The organism is Nocardia sp. NBC_00565 (genome assembly GCF_036345915.1).
GTDB lineage: Bacteria > Actinomycetota > Actinomycetes > Mycobacteriales > Mycobacteriaceae > Nocardia.
The window spans coordinates 5,678,589-5,697,702 of sequence record NZ_CP107785.1; the positions used below are offsets into that span (position 1 = coordinate 5,678,589).

Genomic DNA, 19,114 nt, shown 5'->3' on the forward strand with positions numbered 1-19,114 from the left:
CACGCGTGTGGCACAATCACGCACAAAATTTGGTCGGTCGCTCAGCCGACACGGTGCGCACCGGCCCCCGGCAGGACCACGAACATGCGCGGTGCATCGAAACCCGATCGCGCGAACCGATTTCGCACCGCGTCCGCGACCGTCGCGGTGCGCTCCCGGTCGACGAGCGCGATGACACTGCCGCCGAACCCGCCGCCGACCATGCGCGCGCCGTGCGCCCCCGCCGCCAGCGCGGCGGCCACCGCGGCATCCAGCGCCGGTGTCGAGACCTCGAAATCATCACGTAGCGAGGCGTGCGCCGCGGTCAGGATCGGCCCGATCCCGCGCGGATCCGCACCGCCTCGCAACTTTTCAGCAATCGAGAGCACTCGGGCATTCTCGGTCACCACATGCCGCGCCCGCCGCCGCAGCACCGCATCGCCGATGCCGTCGAGGGCGGCCACCGATTCGATATCGCGCAGCGCGGGCACGCCGAGTGCCTCGGCGGCCGCCTCGCATTGCGCGCGCCGACGTCCGTAACCGCCGTCGATCAATGCGTGCGGCTGCCCGGTATCGATCACCAATAGCTCGAGTCCGAAGCGATCCAGATCGAACGGAATCTGTTCGTGCGCGGTCTGCTCCGCAGCGACGAACCCGCGCACATCGAGGAACAGCGCATGCCCTTCGGTGCACAGAATCGCCGCCGACTGGTCGAGCAGTCCGGTCGGCACCCCGGCGTAGTCGTTCTCCGCGGCACGCGCCAGGTCGATCAACTCCCGATCGGTGACACTGGGCGCGAACAGATCTCGCAGTGCGATCGCCACCGCACAGGACAGCGCCGCCGAGGACGACAACCCGGCGCCGATCGGCACCGCACCGTCCAGCCGCAGGTCAACGCCGTCACGCAGATATCCGCGCCGGGCGAATTCGAAGACAACGCCCAACGGATACCGAGACCATCCGGGCACCCGATCCCGTTCGGCGGCAAGCTCGCTCACCGCGACCAGCACCGGCTCCCCCGGCCGCTGCCGCGAGACCACCCGGACCCGGCCGTCGGTCCTCGCCTCGGCCAGACACTCGACTACCAGCGGCAATGCGATGGGCAGCACGAAGCCGTCGTTGTAATCGGTGTGCTCACCGATGATGTTGACCCGCCCTGGCGCCACCCACTTCGGCACGGATTCCTCACTTCGTCGCATCGCAGTGCCCACACTCGTCATCCCAGCAACCAGCAAGGGTCAACCCTACGAGACACGCCGCCGGAGCAGTGCTTTCGGTTGTCGAAGGTGCGCGATCGATCGCCTTGACGCAGAGTCGAATTTGACGCAATACCGGCCTGCAAAATCGGCCGACGGTTTCGGGAGGGCATTATGGTTCTTACGACCCCACGCGGCGGCCTGCTCGGGCTGCAGTGGATCGATCGACTACTCCCGCCCATGGGCAGGCCGGAACGCGGCGATCAGCGTAACTCCGGAGCTCCACTGACGATCGAGATCGGCGCGGCGACAGGGGTGGGCCCGACGGCTATGTCGGCCTTCGATGCGGCACTGCGTGACCTGGGAGTAGGTGATGCCAACTTGATTCGCCTGTCATCGGTTATTCCGCCACGCGCCACCCTGGCCCGCACCGGGCGCGTCCGCAAGCCGATCCCCTGGGGTGATCGGCTCTACTGCGTCTACGCCGCACAGCACGCGAACACCGCGGGCGAGCGGGCCGGCGCCGGCATCGGCTGGGTCCTGCGCGACGACGGTTCCGGCGCCGGGCTTTTCGTCGAGCACGAGGGCGATACCGCCGCGGAGGTCGCACGGCTGATCCGATCCAGCCTGATCGATATGACCCGCAACCGGCCGCAGCGATTCGGCCCGATCCAGCTGTGCACCACCGAGGCCCGCTCCGACGGCAGGCCGACCTGCGCCCTCGTACTGGCGGCGTACCACACCACGCCGTGGGGGCCCAGATGAACACAGCATCGCGTCGCGATTCAGTGCGGGGTGGCGGTCGGGCGACGGGTGGGCACTCGCTGACGGTCACTATCGAATCGACCATTCCGGACGACCGGATCGAGATGTTCCACAACCTGTACGAGGAGGCCTTCGGCCCCTTGCGCACCAAGGCCATTGCCAGACAGGTCCTGCACCGGTCGGAGTTCCACGAGGAGATGGTCGACCCGCGGGTCGCCAAACATGTCGCGCGCACCGCGACCGGCGAACCCATCGGCGTGACGACGCTGACCAAACATCTGGAAACCGTCCCCTGGATCAGTCCGGACTACTTCGCCGCCCGCTATCCCGAGCACGCGGCGCGCGATGCGATCTATTACGCGGGATTCACCCTTGTTGCGCCAAGTGCGCGACAAGGCGCCGCGTTCCATGCCATGATCAAATCAGTTGTCCAGGTACTGGTGGCCGAGCGCGCCGCGGTCGGTTGGGACATTTGTTCGTTCAACAACACTCGGTTTTCTTTCGCCGACAGCATTCGAGCGGTGCTCGATGAGCAGCAGGCGAACGTCGAAGTCGCGGTGGAGGATTCGCAGACCTACTACGCGGCGAGGTTCACTGGGGATGGAGCGACCAAGGGGGGCTGATGACAGCCAGCGAAGAGCAGCCGACAACCGCTCGGCACCGCCTGGAAATCCGGTGGTGCGCCATACTTCTCGCGGTCTCCGCGATCGGGCTCGCGATGCTGCTCTTCGTCGATTCGCGGCCGTTGACGCTGATGACCATGGCCGTCGTGGTGATCGGATCGCTCACCATGATCGGCCTCGGCCTGCGGCGGTTCCGACCGGCACGACCGCTGCCCTGGTATCTGCTCTCGACCTCGGCTGTACTGTTCGCCGCCGGCACGGCCACCCGGGAGTTCGACCATAACGCGCTTCGCCCGATCGACGACTTGTTCACTCTCGCAGGCTATTTCGGCATCGGCGTGGCCGCGACGCTGTGGCTGCGCCCGCGCCAGGTGCGGCCCAACTACGATCTGCTGCTCGACTCCGCGCTCATCGGACTCGGTGCACTGCTCGCCTCGTGGACCTTCCTGATCTCACCGATCCTGCAATCACATGCCGCCACCGCGAACACCCTGCTCGCCGCGACCTATCCGGTGCTCGACGCGTTGCTGCTGACCCTCATCGCCCACTCCATCGCGACCGCCACCCGATCCGAGACCTCGCTGCAACTGCTGCACGTCGGCCTGATCGCCGTGCTGGTCGGCGATCTCGGCTACAGCCTCGACACCGTCGGCCGCGCACCCGTCGCGCACGAGATGCTGCTGGCGCCACTGCTGGTGGCCTATCTGATCGTCGGCATCGCGGCATTGCACCCGACCATGGCGACCCTCGGTGCGCCGCGGCGCATCCACCCGCATCACTCGCGGCAGCGGGCCAGTTTCATCGCGGTCGCGTTGATCGTGGCCTCGCTGATTCCGGTGGTCGGTTCCATCCTGGACACCCTAGATCGGGTGGTGGTTTCCTCGCTGTGCGCGCTGCTGCTGATCGGTGTGCTGGTGCGCAGCGAGCGGGCCATCGTGCGCAGCGCGCGCAGTGAACGCCGCGCGCAGTACCAGGCCGATCACGACATGCTCACCGGATTGCTGAACCGATCCGCCCTGCTGCGCGCGCTGAATCGCAACCGGGAGTACTGGATCGAACAGCCGCTGTGTTTGCTGTTCATCGACCTCGACGGCTTCAAAATGGTCAACGACAGCTACGGCCACGCGGTCGGCGACGAGCTGATCGCGAACGCGGCCTCCCGGATCCGGCGGGTCATCCGGCGCGACGATGTGGTGGCCCGCTACGGCGGCGACGAGTTCGTGGTGCTCGCGCCGCTCGACCGACAGGAGGCCGCCATGCTCGCGGAACGACTACTCGGCGCCTTCGTTCGGCCGTTCGAGCTGAGCGCGGGCGAGATACCGATCACCGCCAGTGTCGGCCTGGCCTGCGGCAGCCCGCGCAGCTCCGACGACGCCATCTACGACCTCATCCGAGACGCGGATTCGGCGATGTATCACGCGAAGGAATACTCCCTCGGCTACGCGTTCCACGACGAACCGCGCCACGGCGCGGACGCACGCCAGAGCGCCGCCGACTCGGGACGCCGGATCTGGCGCCCGAGCGGCCGGTCGCACAGCGCCAACGGCACCTCCGCCAGCACGGCGGTCTAGTCGGACAACTCCTCGAGCATGCGGCGGGCCTCTTCCAGCTCCGCCTGCAGCTGCTGCACCTTGGATTCCTGCACCACCCGGGCCGCTTCCAGGATTCCGGCCACCACCTCGGCCACCTCTGGATGCAGTACCTTGGCCGCCTGCGCGACCGCGGAGCTGGTCACCGGCAGCCCGCGCACGGACTTCTTCTTACCGCTGACGACGTCGACCGACCATTCGCCGTCCGCGGTCCCGGTGAGCGTCACGGTGACCTCAGGGGCCTTCGCCTTGCTGCGCGCGGCGGCGGTCGCCTTGATGGCGGGCTTGGCCGTACCGGCGGGAGCGGCTGGTTTGGCCGGATCCGCCGCGGGGGCAACGGGTTTCGGGGCGACGGCAGGCGCGGTCGGGCTCGATGCGTGGCTCGGCGGGGTGGACGGTGGCGCGGTGCTCGTCAAGGTCGACGGCTGGGTCACAGTGGATTCCTTCCTGGTTGTCGACTTCGGCTGGGCAGAGCTAGCGGTTGCCGCCTTCTCCCGCGGCGGCTTGGTCAACGTCACTTCGGTCGGAGAAAAGGACAGTACATCCTTCGATCCGGTCGGCTTCACCCGCAGGAAGTCGCTCTCGGATCGATCACCGATCTCGACTACCTTGCCGGACCTCCCCTCCGGCACGCCCACCGCGGCCGCGGTGAACCACACCATCGGCGGGCGACCGACCGCGATGTCCGTGGCGATCTGCTGAATCTCAGTGTCCGACAACGGCTGTGGTTTCGTTCTTGGGGACGGCATGGGCACTCCGAGCGGTATTCGTGGATGGCTGCGTGCACAGATGATGCCGTACACCACCGACAAATTCACAGGCCACCACCGAATCCGCCCATGACCGGCCGAGATCCGAAGACCCAGCGAACATTGAGCTACATTCAATCGGCCTACGTCGCGGGCGCTTGCAGAGCCGGGAACCAGATATCGGTGAGCACCTCGGCGGCTCGGTCGGCGGTGACATCGATCGTGCCCTGCATGGCCCAGCGGGTGAAGAAGCGTTCGAGCTGAGCGACAAGCAGTTCCACCCGCAGGCGGGCCTCGTCCTGCCGATCCGCCGGCCAGCGGGCGAGGTAGGAGGTCATCGCATTCGGCAGCGCCAGAATGCCTTGACGGGCGATCTCGCGGAACTCCGGTTCCAGCGCGGTGGCCTCGTCCCAGGCGGGCAACAGATCCTTGTATTGGTGGAACCATTCGATCGCGCGGGTGACCCAGTCCACGAAATCCGCGCGGGATCCGGTGTCGAGCACCCGGTCCAGATCCTCGTAGAAGTGCAGTGCGGTCGGCACGGTGCCCTGTTCGGCGATGGCGCGCAACAACTCCTGCTTGCCGGCGAAATGCAGATAGAAGGTGGCGCGGCTGCAGCCGACGGCGGCGGCGATGTCGTCGACCCGGACCGCCGCATAGCCCCGTTCGGCGAACAACGCTTTCGCGCCCTCCAGCAATTTCGCGCGGGTCTGCAGCTTCTGCTCCTCGCGCAGACTCAGCGGGTTCGACTTGGTCGGCATGTGTGCGGCTACCTCGTATCGGGTCGTCGGAAAGTCTCGATACAACCTTCGCTAGACATCATGTCATTCACTAGACAGCAAGTCTAGTCAGTGCTATTTTGTTGCCTACGTCACTCCACGGTCGCAGGCGGCCGTGGATGGTTCGGGCGCCGCATCCGGCGCCCGCCGCGAGCGGGTGACGGGCACGCTTTCAGACGAGGACTAGCGAATTGACTCAACGCAATCTGCCCCGGGTATGCGTCATCGGCGCGGGCCCCTCCGGCATCACCGCCGCGAAACGCCTGCAGGACTTCGATATTCCGTTCGATGTCTTCGAGGCCAGCGATGAGGTCGGCGGCAACTGGTACTTCAAGAACCCCAATGGCATGTCGGCCTGCTACCAATCGCTGCATATCGACACCAGCAAATTCCGGCTCGCCTTCGAGGACTATCCGGCGCCCGCGCAATGGCCGGACTTCCCACACCATTCGCAGCTGTTCCAGTACTTCAAGGATTACGTCGACCATTTCGGCTTCCGCGATAAGATCCTGTTCAATACCAAGGTCACCGCGGCCGAGCGCCAGGACGACGGCCGCTGGCTGGTGACCGCGAGCGACGGCCGCACCCGCGGCTACGATGTGCTGATCGTCTGCAACGGCCACCACTGGGATCCGCGCACCCCCGACTATCCGGGTGAATTCGACGGCGTGCTGATGCACAGCCACGCCTACAACGATCCGTTCGACCCGGTCGATATGCGCGGCAAGAATGTCGTGGTGGTCGGCATGGGAAACTCCGGGCTGGATATCGCCTCGGAGTTGTCCCAGCGCTTCGTCGCGGCGAAGCTCACCGTTTCCGCGCGACGTGGCGTCTGGGTGTTGCCGAAATATGTCAACGGCAAAGTCGGTGACAAACAGAGTGTGCCGCCGTGGATTCCGCGCAAGGTGAGCATGAAGCTCAAGCAGCGCTTCGTCCGCAAGTTCCGCGGCGATATGGAGTTCTACGGGCTACCGAAACCGGATCACAAGCCGTTCGAGGCGCATCCCTCGGCCAGTGAGGAGTTCCTGCATCGCGCCGGATGCGGCGATATCGCGTTCAAACCGGCCATCACCGCATTGGAGGGGCCGCGCGTGCGCTTCGCCGACGACAGCACCGAGGAGGTGGACGTGATCGTCTGCGCCACCGGCTACCACATCAGCTTCCCGTTCTTCTCGGATCCGAAGCTGGTGCCCGACGAGCAGAATCGCATTCCGCTGTTCGAGCAGATGATGAAACCGGGTGTGGACAACCTGTTCTACCTGGGCCTGGCCCAACCGCTGCCGACCCTGGTGAATTTCGCCGAGCAGCAGAGCAAGTTGGTCGCCGCGTATCTCACCGGCAAGTACCTGCCGCCTTCGGAGGCGCAGATGAACGAGGCGATCCGCGTCGCCGAAGAGCGCAGGAGCGGGCGCTACTACGACTCGCCCCGGCACACTATCCAGATCGAGTTCGAGGCGTATGTGCGCGATATGAACAAGGAGATGGCCCGGGGCGCGAAGCGTGCCGCCGCCACGGGTAATGCGCTGCCGGTGCCCGCTCGAGCGCTCGAGCGCGTGTGAGGAGCGGGCCGATGACGATTTCCGGCATCTGCACCGACCAATTCGCCGATGTCCGAACGGAATTGGCGAATCAGATCGAGTCGGGCGAGGAGCTCGGCGCATCGATCTGCGTCACCGTCGATGGCGAACCGGTCGTCGATATCTGGGGCGGGCACCGCGATCTCGAACGCACCGAACCGTGGACCGAGCACACCCTGGTGAATGTCTTCTCCATCAGCAAGACCATGACCGCGCTGTCCGCACTGCTGCTCGTCGACCGCGGCGAACTGGATGTGCGGCAGAAAGTCGCGCACTACTGGCCGGAATTCGCCGCGAATGGCAAGGGCGATATCGAGATTCGCCAGCTGCTCGGCCATACCTCGGGCGTCTCCGGCTGGCAGCCGCCGATCGAATTGGCCGATATCTACGACACCGAGGCGGCCAGCGCCCGGCTCGCGGCCCAAGAGCCGTGGTGGGAGCCGGGCACCGCATCTGGCTATCACGCACTGAACTACGGTCACCTGATCGGTGCGGTGATCCGCCGCATCACCGGCCGCACCCTGGGACAGTTCTTCGCCGAAGAACTCGCCGGACCGCTGGATGCCGACTTCCATATCGGCACCGGTCCCGAACATCACCACCGCATCGCGCCGCTGATCCCGCCGCCGCTGCTGGAATTCGATATGGCCTCACTCGATCAGGACAGCATCCTGGTCAAGACGCTCACCAGCCCGCTGCTCGATATCCCGGAGGCCAATAGCGCCGGGTGGCGTGCGGCCGAGATCGGCGCGGTGAACGGGCACGGCAATGCCCATTCGGTGGCCCGCGTGCAGTCGCTGGTGTCCTGCGGCGGCGAGCTGGACGGCCGAAGGCTGTTGTCGGAGAAGACGATCGAGCTGATCTTCGAACAGCAATCCGACGGCCCGGATCTGGCGCTGTTACTGCCGCTGCGCTTCGGCCTCGGCTACGGCCTCCCCCAGCCGCAGACCGCACCGGAGGTTCCCGGCGGCCGGGTCTGCTGGTGGGCCGGATTCGGCGGCGCCATCGTGGTCAACGACCTCGATCACCGAGTCACCTTCGCCTACACCATGAACAAGATGGCGCCCGGACTCATCGGCTCCGCACGCGCCGACGCCTATCTGCGCGCGACATTCGCGGCGGTGCGCGGAGACCGATCATGATGCGGGCACTGCAACTGACCGATCCGGGTGTACTCGAACTGCGCAAAGTCGCGGTGCCCGAGATCGGGCCGACGCAGCTGCTGCTGCGGGTCGGCGCGGCGGGCATCTGCCACTCCGATCTGCATGTGCTGCACATTCCGTTCAAGATGCGCGAGGAGCCGCTGACACTGGGCCACGAGGTCGCGGGCACCATCGAGGCGGTCGGCGGCGCTGTCGAGGGCCGCGTGGCCGGTGAGCGCGGCATCGTCTACCTGTGCTGGTCCTGCGGCGTCTGCCGAGAGTGCGTGAGCGGCAACGAGAATGTCTGCCGCGCCGCCGGTCGCACCGCGATGCCGCCGTGCCCCGGGCTCGGTCCGGACGGCGGCATGGCGGAGTACATCCGCATCCCGGCCAGCTCTTTCGTACCCATTGGCGATCTGGATTTCCTGCAGGCGGCACCGCTGGCCGATGCCGCCCTGTCGAGTTATCACGCGATCAACGGCGCGCGTGCGCAGCTGCGGCCGGGCTCGGTGGCGGTGGTCATCGGCATCGGCGGGCTCGGCCATGTCGCGGTGCAGATCCTCACCGCGACCAGCGCGACGCACGTGATCGCGGTGGATGTCAGCGAGGAGAAGCTCGCCCTGGCTGCTCGCTGCGGCGCGGCCGACGGGCTGATCGCCGGGGCCGATTCCGCGCGAGAGATCCTGGACCGCACCGACGGTCGTGGTGCCGATGCCGTCTTCGATTTCGTCGGTGTCGACGCGACCGCCACCCTGGCGGTGGAGTCGGTGGCCCCCAACGGCGCGTACCGCATGATCGGACTCGGTGGCGGTGCGCCCGAGATCACCGCCGGACCAGCGGGCGGACCCGGCTGGCCGTGGGGCGCTTCGATCCGAAAGTCCTATGGCGGCACCAGATCCGACCTGCTCGACTCGGTCGCCCTTGCGCAGTCGGGCAGGCTCACGGTCGAGGTCGAACGCTTCGATCTCGCGCAGGGCCGCGATGCCCTGGACCGCCTCGAACGCGGTCTGATCACCGGCCGCGCCGTCCTCGTCCCCTAGCCGAACCTCATGAGGAAGTGCCATCTATGACAAAGCCTTTCGACCCACATGCGCTGGCCGCCGCGGCCGTGGCGAAGCTGACCGGGCCGGGTGGTCAGTTCGAGATGACGGTCGAGGATGTGCTCGGCACGCCGATTCCCGTGCTGAAAGACCGCGTCCGGTCGTTGCGCGGGGTGCTCGCGGCCTCGGTCGCATTGGGCGATCGGGACTATCTGGTCACCGAGGACCACAGGATGTCCTATGCCGAACACGCCGCCGCCGTTGGCGCGCTGGCTCGCGCGTTACGCGAACGGTACGGCGTCGAAAAGGGTGACCGGATCGGCATTCTCGCCGCGAATACCCCCGAATGGGTGGTGACGTTCTGGGCCGCACAGGCCATCGGCGCGATCGCGGTCGGCTACAACGCCTGGTGGATGCCGCGCGAAATCGCCTACGGCGTCGATCACACCCGCCCCGCCGTCCTGATCGTCGACGCGAAACGCGCGGCCCAGGTGGCGGCGCTCGACATCCAGGTCCCGGTGCTCACCATGGAGCACGACCTGCCCGCCCTGATCGCCGAATTCGGTGCCGGCGAGCTGCCGGAAACCTCCGTCGACGAGGACGATCCCGCGGTCATCCTGTACACCAGCGGCACCAGCGGCCGTCCCAAGGGCGCGGTGCATTCGCACCGAAACCTGGTGGCGGTCATCGACTATCACCGTTTCAACGACGCGCTCGCCGCCGCGTTCCAGGGCGGTGTCGACGACGGGAGTCCGAAGGGCCGCCGGTTCCTGCTCACCTCACCGCTGTTCCATATCGCGAGCCTGCACAATCTGGTGCTGCCACGGCTGGTGACCGGCGATACCGCCGTCATCTACCAGGGCGCGTTCGACGCCGACCGGATCCTGCGGCTGATCGAGCGGGAGCGGATCAGCAACTGGGGCGCGATGCCGACCATGGCCGGCCGACTGCTCGAGGTCGACCTGTCCCGATACGATCTGTCCTCGCTGGCCGCCTTCTCGCTCAACTCCGCACCGTCCTCGGCCGCACTGCAACAGCAACTGCGCGACCAACTTCCGGTCGCCAAGGCCGCGCTGGTGACCAGTTACGGGATGACCGAATGCAGTACCGCGGCGACGATCGCCGCACCCGCCGAACTCGCGGCGTTCCCGGATACCGTGGGCCGCCCAGTCATCGGAGTCGACCTGCAGATCCGCAACGCGCTCGGCGAGCCGGTCGCCGAAGGCGTGGAAGGCGAAATCTGGGTGCGCAGCCCCTACGTCATGCTCGGCTACTGGGCCGATGACGCCGCGACCGCCGCCGCCATCACCCCCGACCGCTGGCTGCGCACCGGCGATATCGGCGTGCTCGAGCAGGGCCGGCTCCGATTGTCCGGCAGGCGTTCGGATCTGATCCTGCGCGGCGGCGAGAACGTCTATCCGACCGAGGTCGAGCAGTGCCTGGACGAGCACCCCGCGGTTCGCGAGTGCGCGGTCGTCGGCCTGCCCGATGATGACCTCGGACAGCAGGTCGCCGCCCTGGTGGTCATCGAAAGTCCCACTGCGACAACCGAACAGGAGCTGGCCGAGTTCGCGAAACAGCGCATCGCCTACTACAAGGTGCCCGCCCGCTGGCGGCTCACCACCACACCGTTGGCCCGCAACGCGACCGGCAAGGTCGTGCGCGCCGGGATCGCCGAGGCGCTGTCCGCTGATCCTGGGCTGTGAGAATTCATGTACGACACCATCGTGAAGGGTGGGCGCTGGTTCGACGGCGCCGCCTCGCCCTCGGCCATCCGCCACCTGGGCATCCGGGACGGCAGCATCGCCGTCATCTCGGTCGAGCCGCTAGCGGAATCCGACTGTCCGAACGTCATCGACGCCGCCGGGAAGTGGGTGCTGCCCGGCATGATCGACATTCACACCCACTACGACGTCGAGGTGCTGGAGCGCCCGGAACTCGTGGAGTCGATCCGGCACGGCATAACCACCGTGCTGCTCGGCTCGTGCTCACTGTCTACGGTGCACGTCGGCCCGTCCGACGCTGGTGATCTATTCGGTCGGGTGGAGGCCATCCCGCGCGAATATGTGATCGCGGCGATGACCGAAACCAAGTCCTGGACCTCGGCACAGGACTACGTCGAGGCGCTGGAATCACTACCGCTCGGGCCGAACCTCGCCGCTTTCATCGGACACTCCGATATCCGCGCCGCCCAGATGGGCCTGGATCGCGCCACCCGCAAGGAGATTCGGCCCACCGACGCCGAACTCGACGCGATGGCGGCAAAACTCGAGGAGGCGCTCGACGCGGGCTTCGTCGGCATGTCCTCCCAGCAGCTGCTGTTCGACAAGCTCGACGGTGAGGTCTGCCGATCGCGCACCCTGCCCTCGACCTATGCGACCACCCGGGAGCGCCGCAGGCTCAACACGATTCTGCGTCGTCGCGGCCGCGCACTACAGGGCGGTCCGGATGTGGCCCGGCCGCAGAGCCTGGTCGCGATGGCGGCCAGCAGTCTCGGCATCTTCCGAAAGCCACTCAAGGTCAGTCTGCTCTCGGCGGCCGATATCAAGGCCATTCCCGCTGTCGCGCATCTCTTTCCGTTGATCGCCCGGGTGCTCAACCGGCTGGGCGGCGACTTCCGCTGGCAGCATCTGCCGGTGCCGTTCGAGGTGTACTCCGACGGTATCGATCTGCCGGTCTTCGAGGAGTTCGGTTCGGGCGCGGCCGCGCTGCATCTGTCCAATCAGGTGGATGAGCGCCGAGAGCTGTTGCGCGACGCGGACTATCGCCGCCGCTTCCGCAAGGACTACGACAAGAAGTTCGGGCCCCGGGTCTGGCATCGCGATTTCTTCGACGCCGAAATCGTCGAGTGTCCGGATTCCGCGGTGCTCGGCAAGACCTTCGGTCAGGTCGGTCTGGATCGCGGCGGGTTGCATCCGGTGGACGCGTTCCTCGACCTGGTCGTCGAGCACGGCGACAAAGTGCGCTGGCGGACAACGATTTCCAACCATCGTCCGCGAGTACTGGATAAGTTCGCCGCCGATCCCGGTGTGCAGCTGGGCTTCTCGGATGCGGGCGCGCATCTGCGCAATATGGCCTTCTACAACTTCGGGCTGCGCTTCCTGCGCCGCGTACACGATGCCGAGCGCGCGGGCCGACCGTTCCTGTCCCTGGAACGCGCCGTGCACCGCATCACCGGCGAACTCGCCGACTGGTACGGCATCGACGCGGGCCATCTGCGTCCCGGTGACCGAGCCGACCTGGTCGTCATCGATCCCGCGTACCTGGACGAGACCGTCGAGGCTTACGCCGAAAGTCCGATCGAACCGTTCGACAATCTCTCGCGGATGGTCAACCGCAATGACGCGACCGTCACCGCGGTACTCGTCGGCGGCGAATTCGTCTTCGGCAACGGCGAACCCGGTCCAGCACTCGGTACGCGTCGCACGGGTCGGTTCTTGCGCGCGCGGTAATTCGCCTTCGCCGCTGCCGATTTCGGTCTACCTTGGCAAGTACCGGCGTACAGCGTGTTCGCCTGCCCACTCGCAAGGAGGCGACGTGGCGAGCTTCGAACATCGTGGCCGGGCCGTGGTCTACGACCAAGTCGGCAGCGGCCCGCCCATCGTCCTGCTGCACAACGCCGGCACCCAACGCCATATCTGGGACGATCAGATCGGGGAGTTACGACACCGGCACGAGGTCTTCGCGCTCGACCTGCCCGGTTACGGCGAATCCGAGCAGCCGGCGGACGGGTACCGGCTCGCCGACTACGTGCACATGCTCGAAGCCTTCCTCGCCGCGCACGAACTCGCGGATGTCGTCCTGGTCGGGAACCGCCTCGGGTCGGCCACCTCGCTGCGGTACACGATGACGCGTCCGGACAACGTCCGCGCGCTCGTGCTGTGCAACCCGCTGACCTGGCAAACCGTCCGCGCCGGACGCCAAGCCGGACTGGCCTGGGTCGATGCCAGGCTGCCGCTGGCCCCCGTGGCCCGCCGACTGGCCCTGCCCGAGGCCGTCGTGACCCGGATCCTCGCCGATCAACTCGGCGAGCAGGGTCGGCGGCGCATGCTGCACCACTCGCCGCGCCTCATGGCGCACTGGAGCGATAAGGGTCGGCTGCTCGCGCTGCACGGCCTGGTGCAGGACTTTCCGACCTACGCCGACCTCGACGTGTTCACCCCGGGCCCCGGGTTCCCGCCGATCTGCACCATCTGGGGCTCACAGAACCGCATCCTGTCGGCCCGCGCGGGCGTTAAACTCGACGAGACCCTGCACACGCACACCCGGATCCAGCTGAACGATTGCGGCCATCTGCCGATGGTGGAGGATCCCGAAACCGTGACGAGCGTCATCACCACCTTCTTGGCCGCACCGGAGGTACGGCCATATAGCGCGGCAAAACGACCGGTCAAGCCCTGATTCCGGTTTGTTGATCTTGTTGTTTGCCGGCACGGAACGCGGGAACCCGAACCTTGGTCACCGAGGAAAGGGACATCATGCTGCTACGCCGATTTGCCCGACCACTGCTGGCGACCGCGTTCGTCGCCGATGGTGTCGACGCGCTGGTCCACCCCGAACCGCGCACCCAAGCCGCGACCGCGCTGGTCCAGCAGGGCCAGCAATCGCTGCCCGACAGTGTCGCCGTGAAACTGCCATCGGATCCGGGGATGGTCGTGCGGGTCACCGCGATCACCCAGGTCTCGGCCGGTGTGCTGCTGGCATTCGGCAAGGTGCCGCGGCTCGCCTCGCTCGTCCTCGCCGCGACTGTCATCCCCGCCACGGTCACCGAACAGGACTTCTGGGCGGAGAAGGATCCGGAGCGCAAGGCGGCCAAACGCACCGCCTTCCTCAAGGATGTGAGCCTGCTCGGCGGTCTGATGATCGCCAGCGCGGATACCGGAGGTAAACCGTCGCTCGGCTGGCGGGGGCGACGGGCCGCGAGCGATGCGACCGCAGCGGTCTCGGCGGCTTTGCCGTTCGCGACGGCGGCGGATTCGCCGACGGGCGAGGCACTGCGCCGACATGCGTACGACGCCGCGGTCCGCGCACGTGAACTCGGCGATGTCGCCGCGGCGGTCGCGCAGGAGCGCGGTGCCGAAATAGCCGAGACGGTCCGGGAACACGGCCCGGAATGGGCCGAGTTCGCCAAGGGACGTGGCGCGAAGCTGGCCGAGAAGGCGGCGGAACTCGCCGAGATTGCCAGGGAACGCGGGCCCGAAGTCGCCTCGGCGGCACGGGAACGCGGCGCGGAACTCGCTGAAAAGGCCCAGCACCGCGGTACGGATCTCGCCGGACGGGCGCAGCACCGTGGCGCGGAACTCGCCGAAATCGCCCAGCACCGTGGCGCGGAACTGGCCGAACGAGCGCAGCACCGTGGTACGGAACTCGCCGAAATCGCCCAGCACCGTGGCGCGGAACTGGCCGAACGAGCGCAGCACCGTGGCGCGGAACTGGCTGAAATCGCTAAAGAGCGTGGGCCGGAGCTGGCCTCGACCGCTCGCGAACGCGGTGCGGAGCTCACCGAGCAGGCGCACAAGCGTGGCACTCGCCTTGCCGCGAAGGCCGAGCGGCGGGCGAAAAAAGCACAGCCGCGGGTCGATAGGGCCCTGCGCCGCCTCGACAAAGCCCAGGAACGTGTCGCGCAAGCGCAGGAACGGATTGCCGACGCCCGTACTCGCGTGGAGGCACGGCGCCGCTGAGAGCACCGGGGTGCCTATACCCCGGCTTCACACCCGGTCGCGGTTTCGGCGAGCGCCGCGGCCAGCGAGCCGACGCGGCGGAAAGTCGTGGACAACCCCGTGATCTCGATGACGCGATCGACACAGCGCACCGTCGTGATCAATACCATTCGGCCGGCGGCCTGTTCCGCCGCCGCCTGGGCCTCGATCAGCGTCGTCAGCCCGGCGGCGGCGAAGAAGGTGACCGGCGAGAGATCGACGACCATGGTCGAGACCCGAGAACCGTACGCGCGCAACAACATGTCTCGCAGACGCGGCGCGGTACACAGATCGATTTCACCCGCGACGACAATGAGCGTCACGTCACCACGCGGGTGGCTGACCGCGAACTGAATGATCCGGGCACCGGGCATGGTCGAAAGATCGACGCGCTCACCGTGTTCCGGTCCGTCACGGTCGGCGGGTCGACCTGCCGGGTAAGCGGCGAAGTGGGTGGACATGCGCTCGCTCCTGAGGTCCGGGTACAGACCTTTCTCACAAGTGAAGCAGGGTCCGCCGGGTCTGTACAGAGGAGCGCGCCATGCCCGATCAGCCGGGCTCCGGCGGGTCGACGGCGGAGCCCGAATTCGTGGTGAGGATCACACACTTGTGCACAATACGAGCCATCTCCACCGAGGCGGCGGATTCTCGGCCGATCAGGGCTTCGCCACCCGCGCGGAGCTGTCCAGCGTGGGCGCCAATTCCTTTGTGCCCCGGGCGAATTGCGGTGTGACCGGCGCGGTCACCGGAATCCCGACCATCGAGGACAGCTACGCCATGCTGCGCGATTTCGGCACCATCTTCGACGTACCCGGCGCGCCGAACAGCTCATCGCCGATTCGAAGCGCAAGATCGCAGGCACGACGACGCGGGTCGCCGGACAGCCGAAGAAGAATGTGCTGCTCATCTTCCCGGATATGGGCATGCGCTACAGGGAGATCAGTGCGCCGAGGGCGGCGGCCGCCGCGAGGAGGGCCCTGGAGCGGGCTTCGATGCTCGCGTCGCGGGCGGCCAGGCCGGCCATCACATCGTCCCAGCGGCGTGCAGCTCGCAGTTGCGGCATCAGCGCCTGGAGTTGCGGGATACGGTATCCGGCCAAGCGCAGTTGGTGCACGATCCGTGCATCGCGCACGTCGTCGGGTGGGTAGCTGCGCGCTGTCCCTGTGGTGGCTCGACCGGGCGTGACCAGCCCGACGGCGTCCCAGTGCCGCAGTGTCGAGGTGCGCACGCCGAGCGCGCTCGCCAACTCGGAAATGCTCATCGCATCCGATGGCCGCACATCATCGATGGGCTCGTCGGTGATCGCCCTGGCGGCGGCCCTGGCCAACGCGAGATCGCGGCGCTCCCGGTCCAATCGAGCGTGTGCCGCGTCCATGAGGGCGAACAGGCCCGAGCCCGCGTGCGCGGCGCGCATGATCTTCTTGGCGTCGGTCGGACCGGTGCCCGCCGCCAGAGCTCGATAGGCCTGCGCGGAACGCACATGGGATTCGTCATAGATCCGGTAACCGGTAGGACTGCGCGTTGCCAGCGGCAGCACGCCATCGCGCTCGAGATTGCGCACCTGCTGCACGGAGTATCCGGCACGTTGCGCGACGTCGCTGGTGCGGACGCGTGGCAAGTTGCGACTTTTCACATGCTCACCTCCGGAAATCGGTCCACAAGTCTCCACAAGCACTTCAATGTAACGCTAGAACACATGAGCATCGACGAGATCATTGAGTTCATCGAGACCCTCGGCGGGGTGCTGACGCTGCGGCCCGAGCCCGGCGACGGTTCACCCGAAATCGCTTGGGGGGACACGTTTTTCTACTACGCACCCGATGGCAAGGTCCCGACCACGACCCAACCGTTCGCGACGATCGTGACCAAGGACTACCCCGATGACGACGGATCCCGGCTCGACCGACCCGGCGCCTTCCGCCTGAACATCAGCGCCGGCAAGGACGCCTTCATCCGGTTTACCGGCCACGATCCCCGCACGCCGGTCAGCGGCGCTGACCCGAGCATGGTCGACACCGTGCTGGCGCACCCCGTCTATGGGAGCGCAGGGTGGCTGGCCGTGGTGAACCCGGACACGCGGACCGCGGACTCGGTCCGGGAGTTGCTGCGCACGGCCCATGACCGCGCCTGTGCGCGCTACCAGCGCCGCGCCGGATCACAAGCGCACTGACTCTGCTGTCCAAGACCGCGGGAAGGCTTACGGTTCTGCCGCAGGAGCTTCCGTGGTCTTCGACTGTTCCGCGACCTCCGCGGCGTGCTTGGCCTGCGCACCCCATCCGACATGCAATTCGGCGCGCATCCGGTCGACCATATGGGGATAGTGCAGTTCGAAGGCCGGACGTTCGGAGCGGATCCGCGGCAGTTCGTAGAAGTTGTGCCGCGGCGGCGGACAGGAGGTGGCCCATTCCAGTGAGTTGCCGTAACCCCACGGATCGTCCACGGTGACCACTTCGCCGTAGCGGAAGCTCTTGAAGACGTTCCAGATGAACGGCAGCATCGAGGCGCCCAGGATGAACGCGCCGATCGAGGAAATCGTGTTCAGCGCGGTGAATCCATCGCTGGGCAGGTAGTCGGCGTAGCGGCGTGGCATACCTTCGGCACCGACCCAGTGTTGGACCAGGAAGGTCGTGTGGAAACCGACCAGGGTGGTCCAGAAGTGCCATTTGCCCAGGCGTTCGTCGAGTAGGCGGCCGGTCATCTTGGGGAACCAGAAGTAGATGCCCGCGAAGGTGGCGAACACGATGGTGCCGAACAGCACGTAGTGGAAGTGCGCGACCACGAAATAGCTATCGGTGACGTGAAAGTCGAGCGGCGGGGAGGCCAGGATGACGCCCGACAGACCACCGAAGAGGAACGTCACCAGGAATCCGACCGAGAACAGCATCGGCGTCTCGAAGGTCAACTGGCCGCGCCACATGGTGCCGATCCAGTTGAAGAATTTCACCCCGGTCGGCACCGCGATCAGGAAGGTCATGAACGAAAAGAACGGCAGCAGCACGGCTCCCGTGGCATACATGTGATGGGCCCACACCGCGATCGATAGCGCGCCGATCGCCAAGGTCGCGTACACCAGCGTCGTATACCCGAACAACGGCTTGCGCGAGAACACCGGGAAGATCTCGGTCACGATCCCGAAGAACGGCAGCGCGATGATGTACACCTCGGGGTGGCCGAAGAACCAGAACAGGTGCTGCCACAACAGGACCCCGCCGTTGGCCGTGTCGTAGATGTGCCCGCCGAGATGCCGGTCGAACGCCAGCGCCATCAGCGCCGCGGTCAGAATCGGGAAGGCCAGCAGAATGAGAATGCTGGTGACCAGGATATTCCAGGTGAAGATCGGCATCCGGAACATGGTCATACCGGGACAGCGCAGGCAGATCACCGTGGTGATCATGTTGACGCCGCCGAGAATGGTGCCGAGACCGGACAACGCCAACCCCATGATCCACATATCCGCACCGACACCGGGCGCGTGCTCGATGGTGCTCAGCGGTGCGTAGCCGGTCCAGCCGAAATCGGCCGGACCACCGGGGGTGACGAAACCCGCCGTCGCGATCGTCGCGCCGAACAGATACAGCCAGTAGCTCAGGGCGTTCAGCCGCGGGAACGCCACATCCGGCGCACCGATATGCAGCGGTAGCACGCAGTTGGCGAAGCCGAACAGAATCGGGGTCGCGTAGAACAGCAGCATGATCGTGCCGTGCATGGTGAACAGCTGATTGAACTGTTCCGGCGACAGGAACTGCAGGCCTGGCCGCGCCAGCTCGCCGCGCATCAGCAGTGCCATCAGACCACCGATGAAGAAGAAGGTCATCGAGGTGGTCAAATACATGATCCCCAGCACCTTCGGATCGGTGGTGGTGATCATTTTCCAGATATAGGAGCCCTTCGGCCCGGTACGGGCCGGATACGGTCGAACAGCTTCCAGTTGAGTGGTACTCACTGTCGTCGCCACCTTCCAAACCGCCGAGCAGCC

Annotated in this window: 18 protein-coding genes; 12 read left to right on the forward strand and 6 right to left on the reverse strand. The window is 66.5% G+C overall.

Translation table 11 applies throughout. The features are described from left to right. Positions 1-41: 41 nt before the first annotated feature. Complete coding sequence (galK, locus tag OG874_RS26565; RefSeq protein ID WP_330249854.1) at positions 42-1,157, reverse strand: galactokinase; 1,116 nt, start codon at positions 1,155-1,157, stop codon at positions 42-44. A gap of 192 nt (positions 1,158-1,349) precedes the next feature. Here galK and OG874_RS26570 point away from each other — a divergent pair, with 192 nt between their 5' ends. Genes OG874_RS26570 through OG874_RS26580 form a run of 3 tightly spaced genes read left to right on the forward strand, consistent with a single transcriptional unit; the run spans position 1,350 to position 4,134 of the window. Then, positions 1,350-1,940 carry a pyruvoyl-dependent arginine decarboxylase gene (locus OG874_RS26570; protein WP_330249855.1) on the forward strand — a complete coding sequence of 197 codons (591 nt, stop codon included), beginning with the start codon at positions 1,350-1,352 and terminating at the stop codon, positions 1,938-1,940. Continuing rightward, entirely contained in the window at positions 1,937-2,563 is a 627-nt protein-coding gene (locus OG874_RS26575) for a hypothetical protein (protein ID WP_330249856.1), read from the forward strand. The genes OG874_RS26570 and OG874_RS26575 overlap by 4 nt, the downstream gene beginning before the upstream one ends. Then, a complete protein-coding gene (locus OG874_RS26580) occupies positions 2,563-4,134 on the forward strand; it encodes a GGDEF domain-containing protein (protein ID WP_330249857.1) in 1,572 nt (523 codons plus the stop codon). Before OG874_RS26575 ends, OG874_RS26580 begins: the two co-directional genes overlap by 1 nt. Here OG874_RS26580 and OG874_RS26585 read toward each other — a convergent pair. Beyond that, positions 4,131-4,430, reverse strand: coding sequence for a DUF6319 family protein (locus OG874_RS26585; RefSeq protein ID WP_330257416.1), 300 nt, complete (start codon positions 4,428-4,430; stop codon positions 4,131-4,133). The two genes, OG874_RS26580 and OG874_RS26585, sit on opposite strands and share 4 nt — an antisense overlap. Here OG874_RS26585 and OG874_RS26590 point away from each other — a divergent pair. Beyond that, on the forward strand, positions 4,381-4,854 hold the full coding sequence (locus OG874_RS26590; protein WP_330257703.1) for a hypothetical protein: 474 nt from the start codon (positions 4,381-4,383) through the stop codon (positions 4,852-4,854). The genes OG874_RS26585 and OG874_RS26590 overlap by 50 nt on opposite strands. A 190-nt stretch (positions 4,855-5,044) precedes the next feature. Here OG874_RS26590 and OG874_RS26595 read toward each other — a convergent pair whose 3' ends face one another. Further along, positions 5,045-5,662 (reverse strand): TetR/AcrR family transcriptional regulator, encoded by a 618-nt coding sequence (locus tag OG874_RS26595; protein ID WP_330249858.1) that lies wholly within the window; start codon positions 5,660-5,662, stop codon positions 5,045-5,047. A gap of 209 nt (positions 5,663-5,871) precedes the next feature. Here OG874_RS26595 and OG874_RS26600 point away from each other — a divergent pair, with 209 nt between their 5' ends. From OG874_RS26600 to OG874_RS26630, 7 genes are all read left to right on the forward strand, one after another. After that, positions 5,872-7,239, forward strand: coding sequence for a flavin-containing monooxygenase (locus OG874_RS26600; protein WP_330249859.1), 1,368 nt, complete (start codon positions 5,872-5,874; stop codon positions 7,237-7,239). 11 nt (positions 7,240-7,250) lie between these two features. Then, positions 7,251-8,399, forward strand: coding sequence for a serine hydrolase domain-containing protein (locus OG874_RS26605; RefSeq protein WP_330249860.1), 1,149 nt, complete (start codon positions 7,251-7,253; stop codon positions 8,397-8,399). Continuing rightward, positions 8,399-9,439, forward strand: a complete 1,041-nt coding sequence (locus tag OG874_RS26610; RefSeq protein WP_330257417.1) for an NAD(P)-dependent alcohol dehydrogenase — start codon at positions 8,399-8,401, stop codon at positions 9,437-9,439. The genes OG874_RS26605 and OG874_RS26610 overlap by 1 nt, the downstream gene beginning before the upstream one ends. Before the next feature lie 26 nt (positions 9,440-9,465). Next, a complete protein-coding gene (locus tag OG874_RS26615; RefSeq protein ID WP_330249861.1) occupies positions 9,466-11,145 on the forward strand; it encodes a class I adenylate-forming enzyme family protein in 1,680 nt (559 codons plus the stop codon). A gap of 6 nt (positions 11,146-11,151) precedes the next feature. Beyond that, on the forward strand, positions 11,152-12,891 hold the full coding sequence (locus OG874_RS26620; protein WP_330249862.1) for an N-acyl-D-amino-acid deacylase family protein: 1,740 nt from the start codon (positions 11,152-11,154) through the stop codon (positions 12,889-12,891). Positions 12,892-12,976: 85 nt separating this feature from the next. Further along, positions 12,977-13,840 carry an alpha/beta fold hydrolase gene (locus OG874_RS26625; protein ID WP_330249863.1) on the forward strand — a complete coding sequence of 288 codons (864 nt, stop codon included), beginning with the start codon at positions 12,977-12,979 and terminating at the stop codon, positions 13,838-13,840. Between the two features lie 77 nt (positions 13,841-13,917). Continuing rightward, on the forward strand, positions 13,918-15,120 hold the full coding sequence (locus OG874_RS26630) for a DoxX family protein (protein ID WP_330249864.1): 1,203 nt from the start codon (positions 13,918-13,920) through the stop codon (positions 15,118-15,120). 14 nt (positions 15,121-15,134) lie between these two features. Here OG874_RS26630 and OG874_RS26635 read toward each other — a convergent pair whose 3' ends face one another. Both OG874_RS26635 and OG874_RS26640 read right to left on the reverse strand, forming a co-directional pair. Next, on the reverse strand, positions 15,135-15,599 hold the full coding sequence (locus OG874_RS26635) for an STAS domain-containing protein (protein ID WP_330249865.1): 465 nt from the start codon (positions 15,597-15,599) through the stop codon (positions 15,135-15,137). Positions 15,600-16,066: 467 nt separating this feature from the next. After that, a complete protein-coding gene (locus tag OG874_RS26640) occupies positions 16,067-16,771 on the reverse strand; it encodes a MerR family transcriptional regulator (protein ID WP_330249866.1) in 705 nt (234 codons plus the stop codon). Positions 16,772-16,834: 63 nt separating this feature from the next. Here OG874_RS26640 and OG874_RS26645 point away from each other — a divergent pair, with 63 nt between their 5' ends. Beyond that, entirely contained in the window at positions 16,835-17,308 is a 474-nt protein-coding gene (locus OG874_RS26645; RefSeq protein ID WP_330249867.1) for a DUF6194 family protein, read from the forward strand. A 27-nt stretch (positions 17,309-17,335) separates the two neighbouring features. Here the strand turns inward: OG874_RS26645 and ctaD are convergent, their stop codons facing one another. Next, positions 17,336-19,081, reverse strand: coding sequence for an aa3-type cytochrome oxidase subunit I (gene ctaD / locus OG874_RS26650; RefSeq protein WP_330249868.1), 1,746 nt, complete (start codon positions 19,079-19,081; stop codon positions 17,336-17,338). Positions 19,082-19,114 lie beyond the last annotated feature (33 nt).

Excerpts from the sequence above, each read along its gene's own strand:
- OG874_RS26645 (WP_330249867.1), top strand. The coding sequence starts at position 16,835 with ATGAGCATCGACGAGATCATTGAGTTCATCGAGACCCTCGGCGGGGTG.
- OG874_RS26615 (WP_330249861.1), top strand. The coding sequence starts at position 9,466 with ATGACAAAGCCTTTCGACCCACATGCGCTGGCCGCCGCGGCCGTGGCG.
- OG874_RS26630 (WP_330249864.1), top strand. The coding sequence starts at position 13,918 with ATGCTGCTACGCCGATTTGCCCGACCACTGCTGGCGACCGCGTTCGTC.
- OG874_RS26605 (WP_330249860.1), top strand. The coding sequence starts at position 7,251 with ATGACGATTTCCGGCATCTGCACCGACCAATTCGCCGATGTCCGAACG.
- OG874_RS26610 (WP_330257417.1), top strand. The coding sequence starts at position 8,399 with ATGCGGGCACTGCAACTGACCGATCCGGGTGTACTCGAACTGCGCAAA.
- OG874_RS26570 (WP_330249855.1), top strand. The coding sequence starts at position 1,350 with ATGGTTCTTACGACCCCACGCGGCGGCCTGCTCGGGCTGCAGTGGATC.
- OG874_RS26620 (WP_330249862.1), top strand. The coding sequence starts at position 11,152 with ATGTACGACACCATCGTGAAGGGTGGGCGCTGGTTCGACGGCGCCGCC.
- OG874_RS26580 (WP_330249857.1), top strand. The coding sequence starts at position 2,563 with ATGACAGCCAGCGAAGAGCAGCCGACAACCGCTCGGCACCGCCTGGAA.
- OG874_RS26575 (WP_330249856.1), top strand. The coding sequence starts at position 1,937 with ATGAACACAGCATCGCGTCGCGATTCAGTGCGGGGTGGCGGTCGGGCG.
- OG874_RS26635 (WP_330249865.1), bottom strand. The coding sequence starts at position 15,599 with ATGTCCACCCACTTCGCCGCTTACCCGGCAGGTCGACCCGCCGACCGT.
- OG874_RS26595 (WP_330249858.1), bottom strand. The coding sequence starts at position 5,662 with ATGCCGACCAAGTCGAACCCGCTGAGTCTGCGCGAGGAGCAGAAGCTG.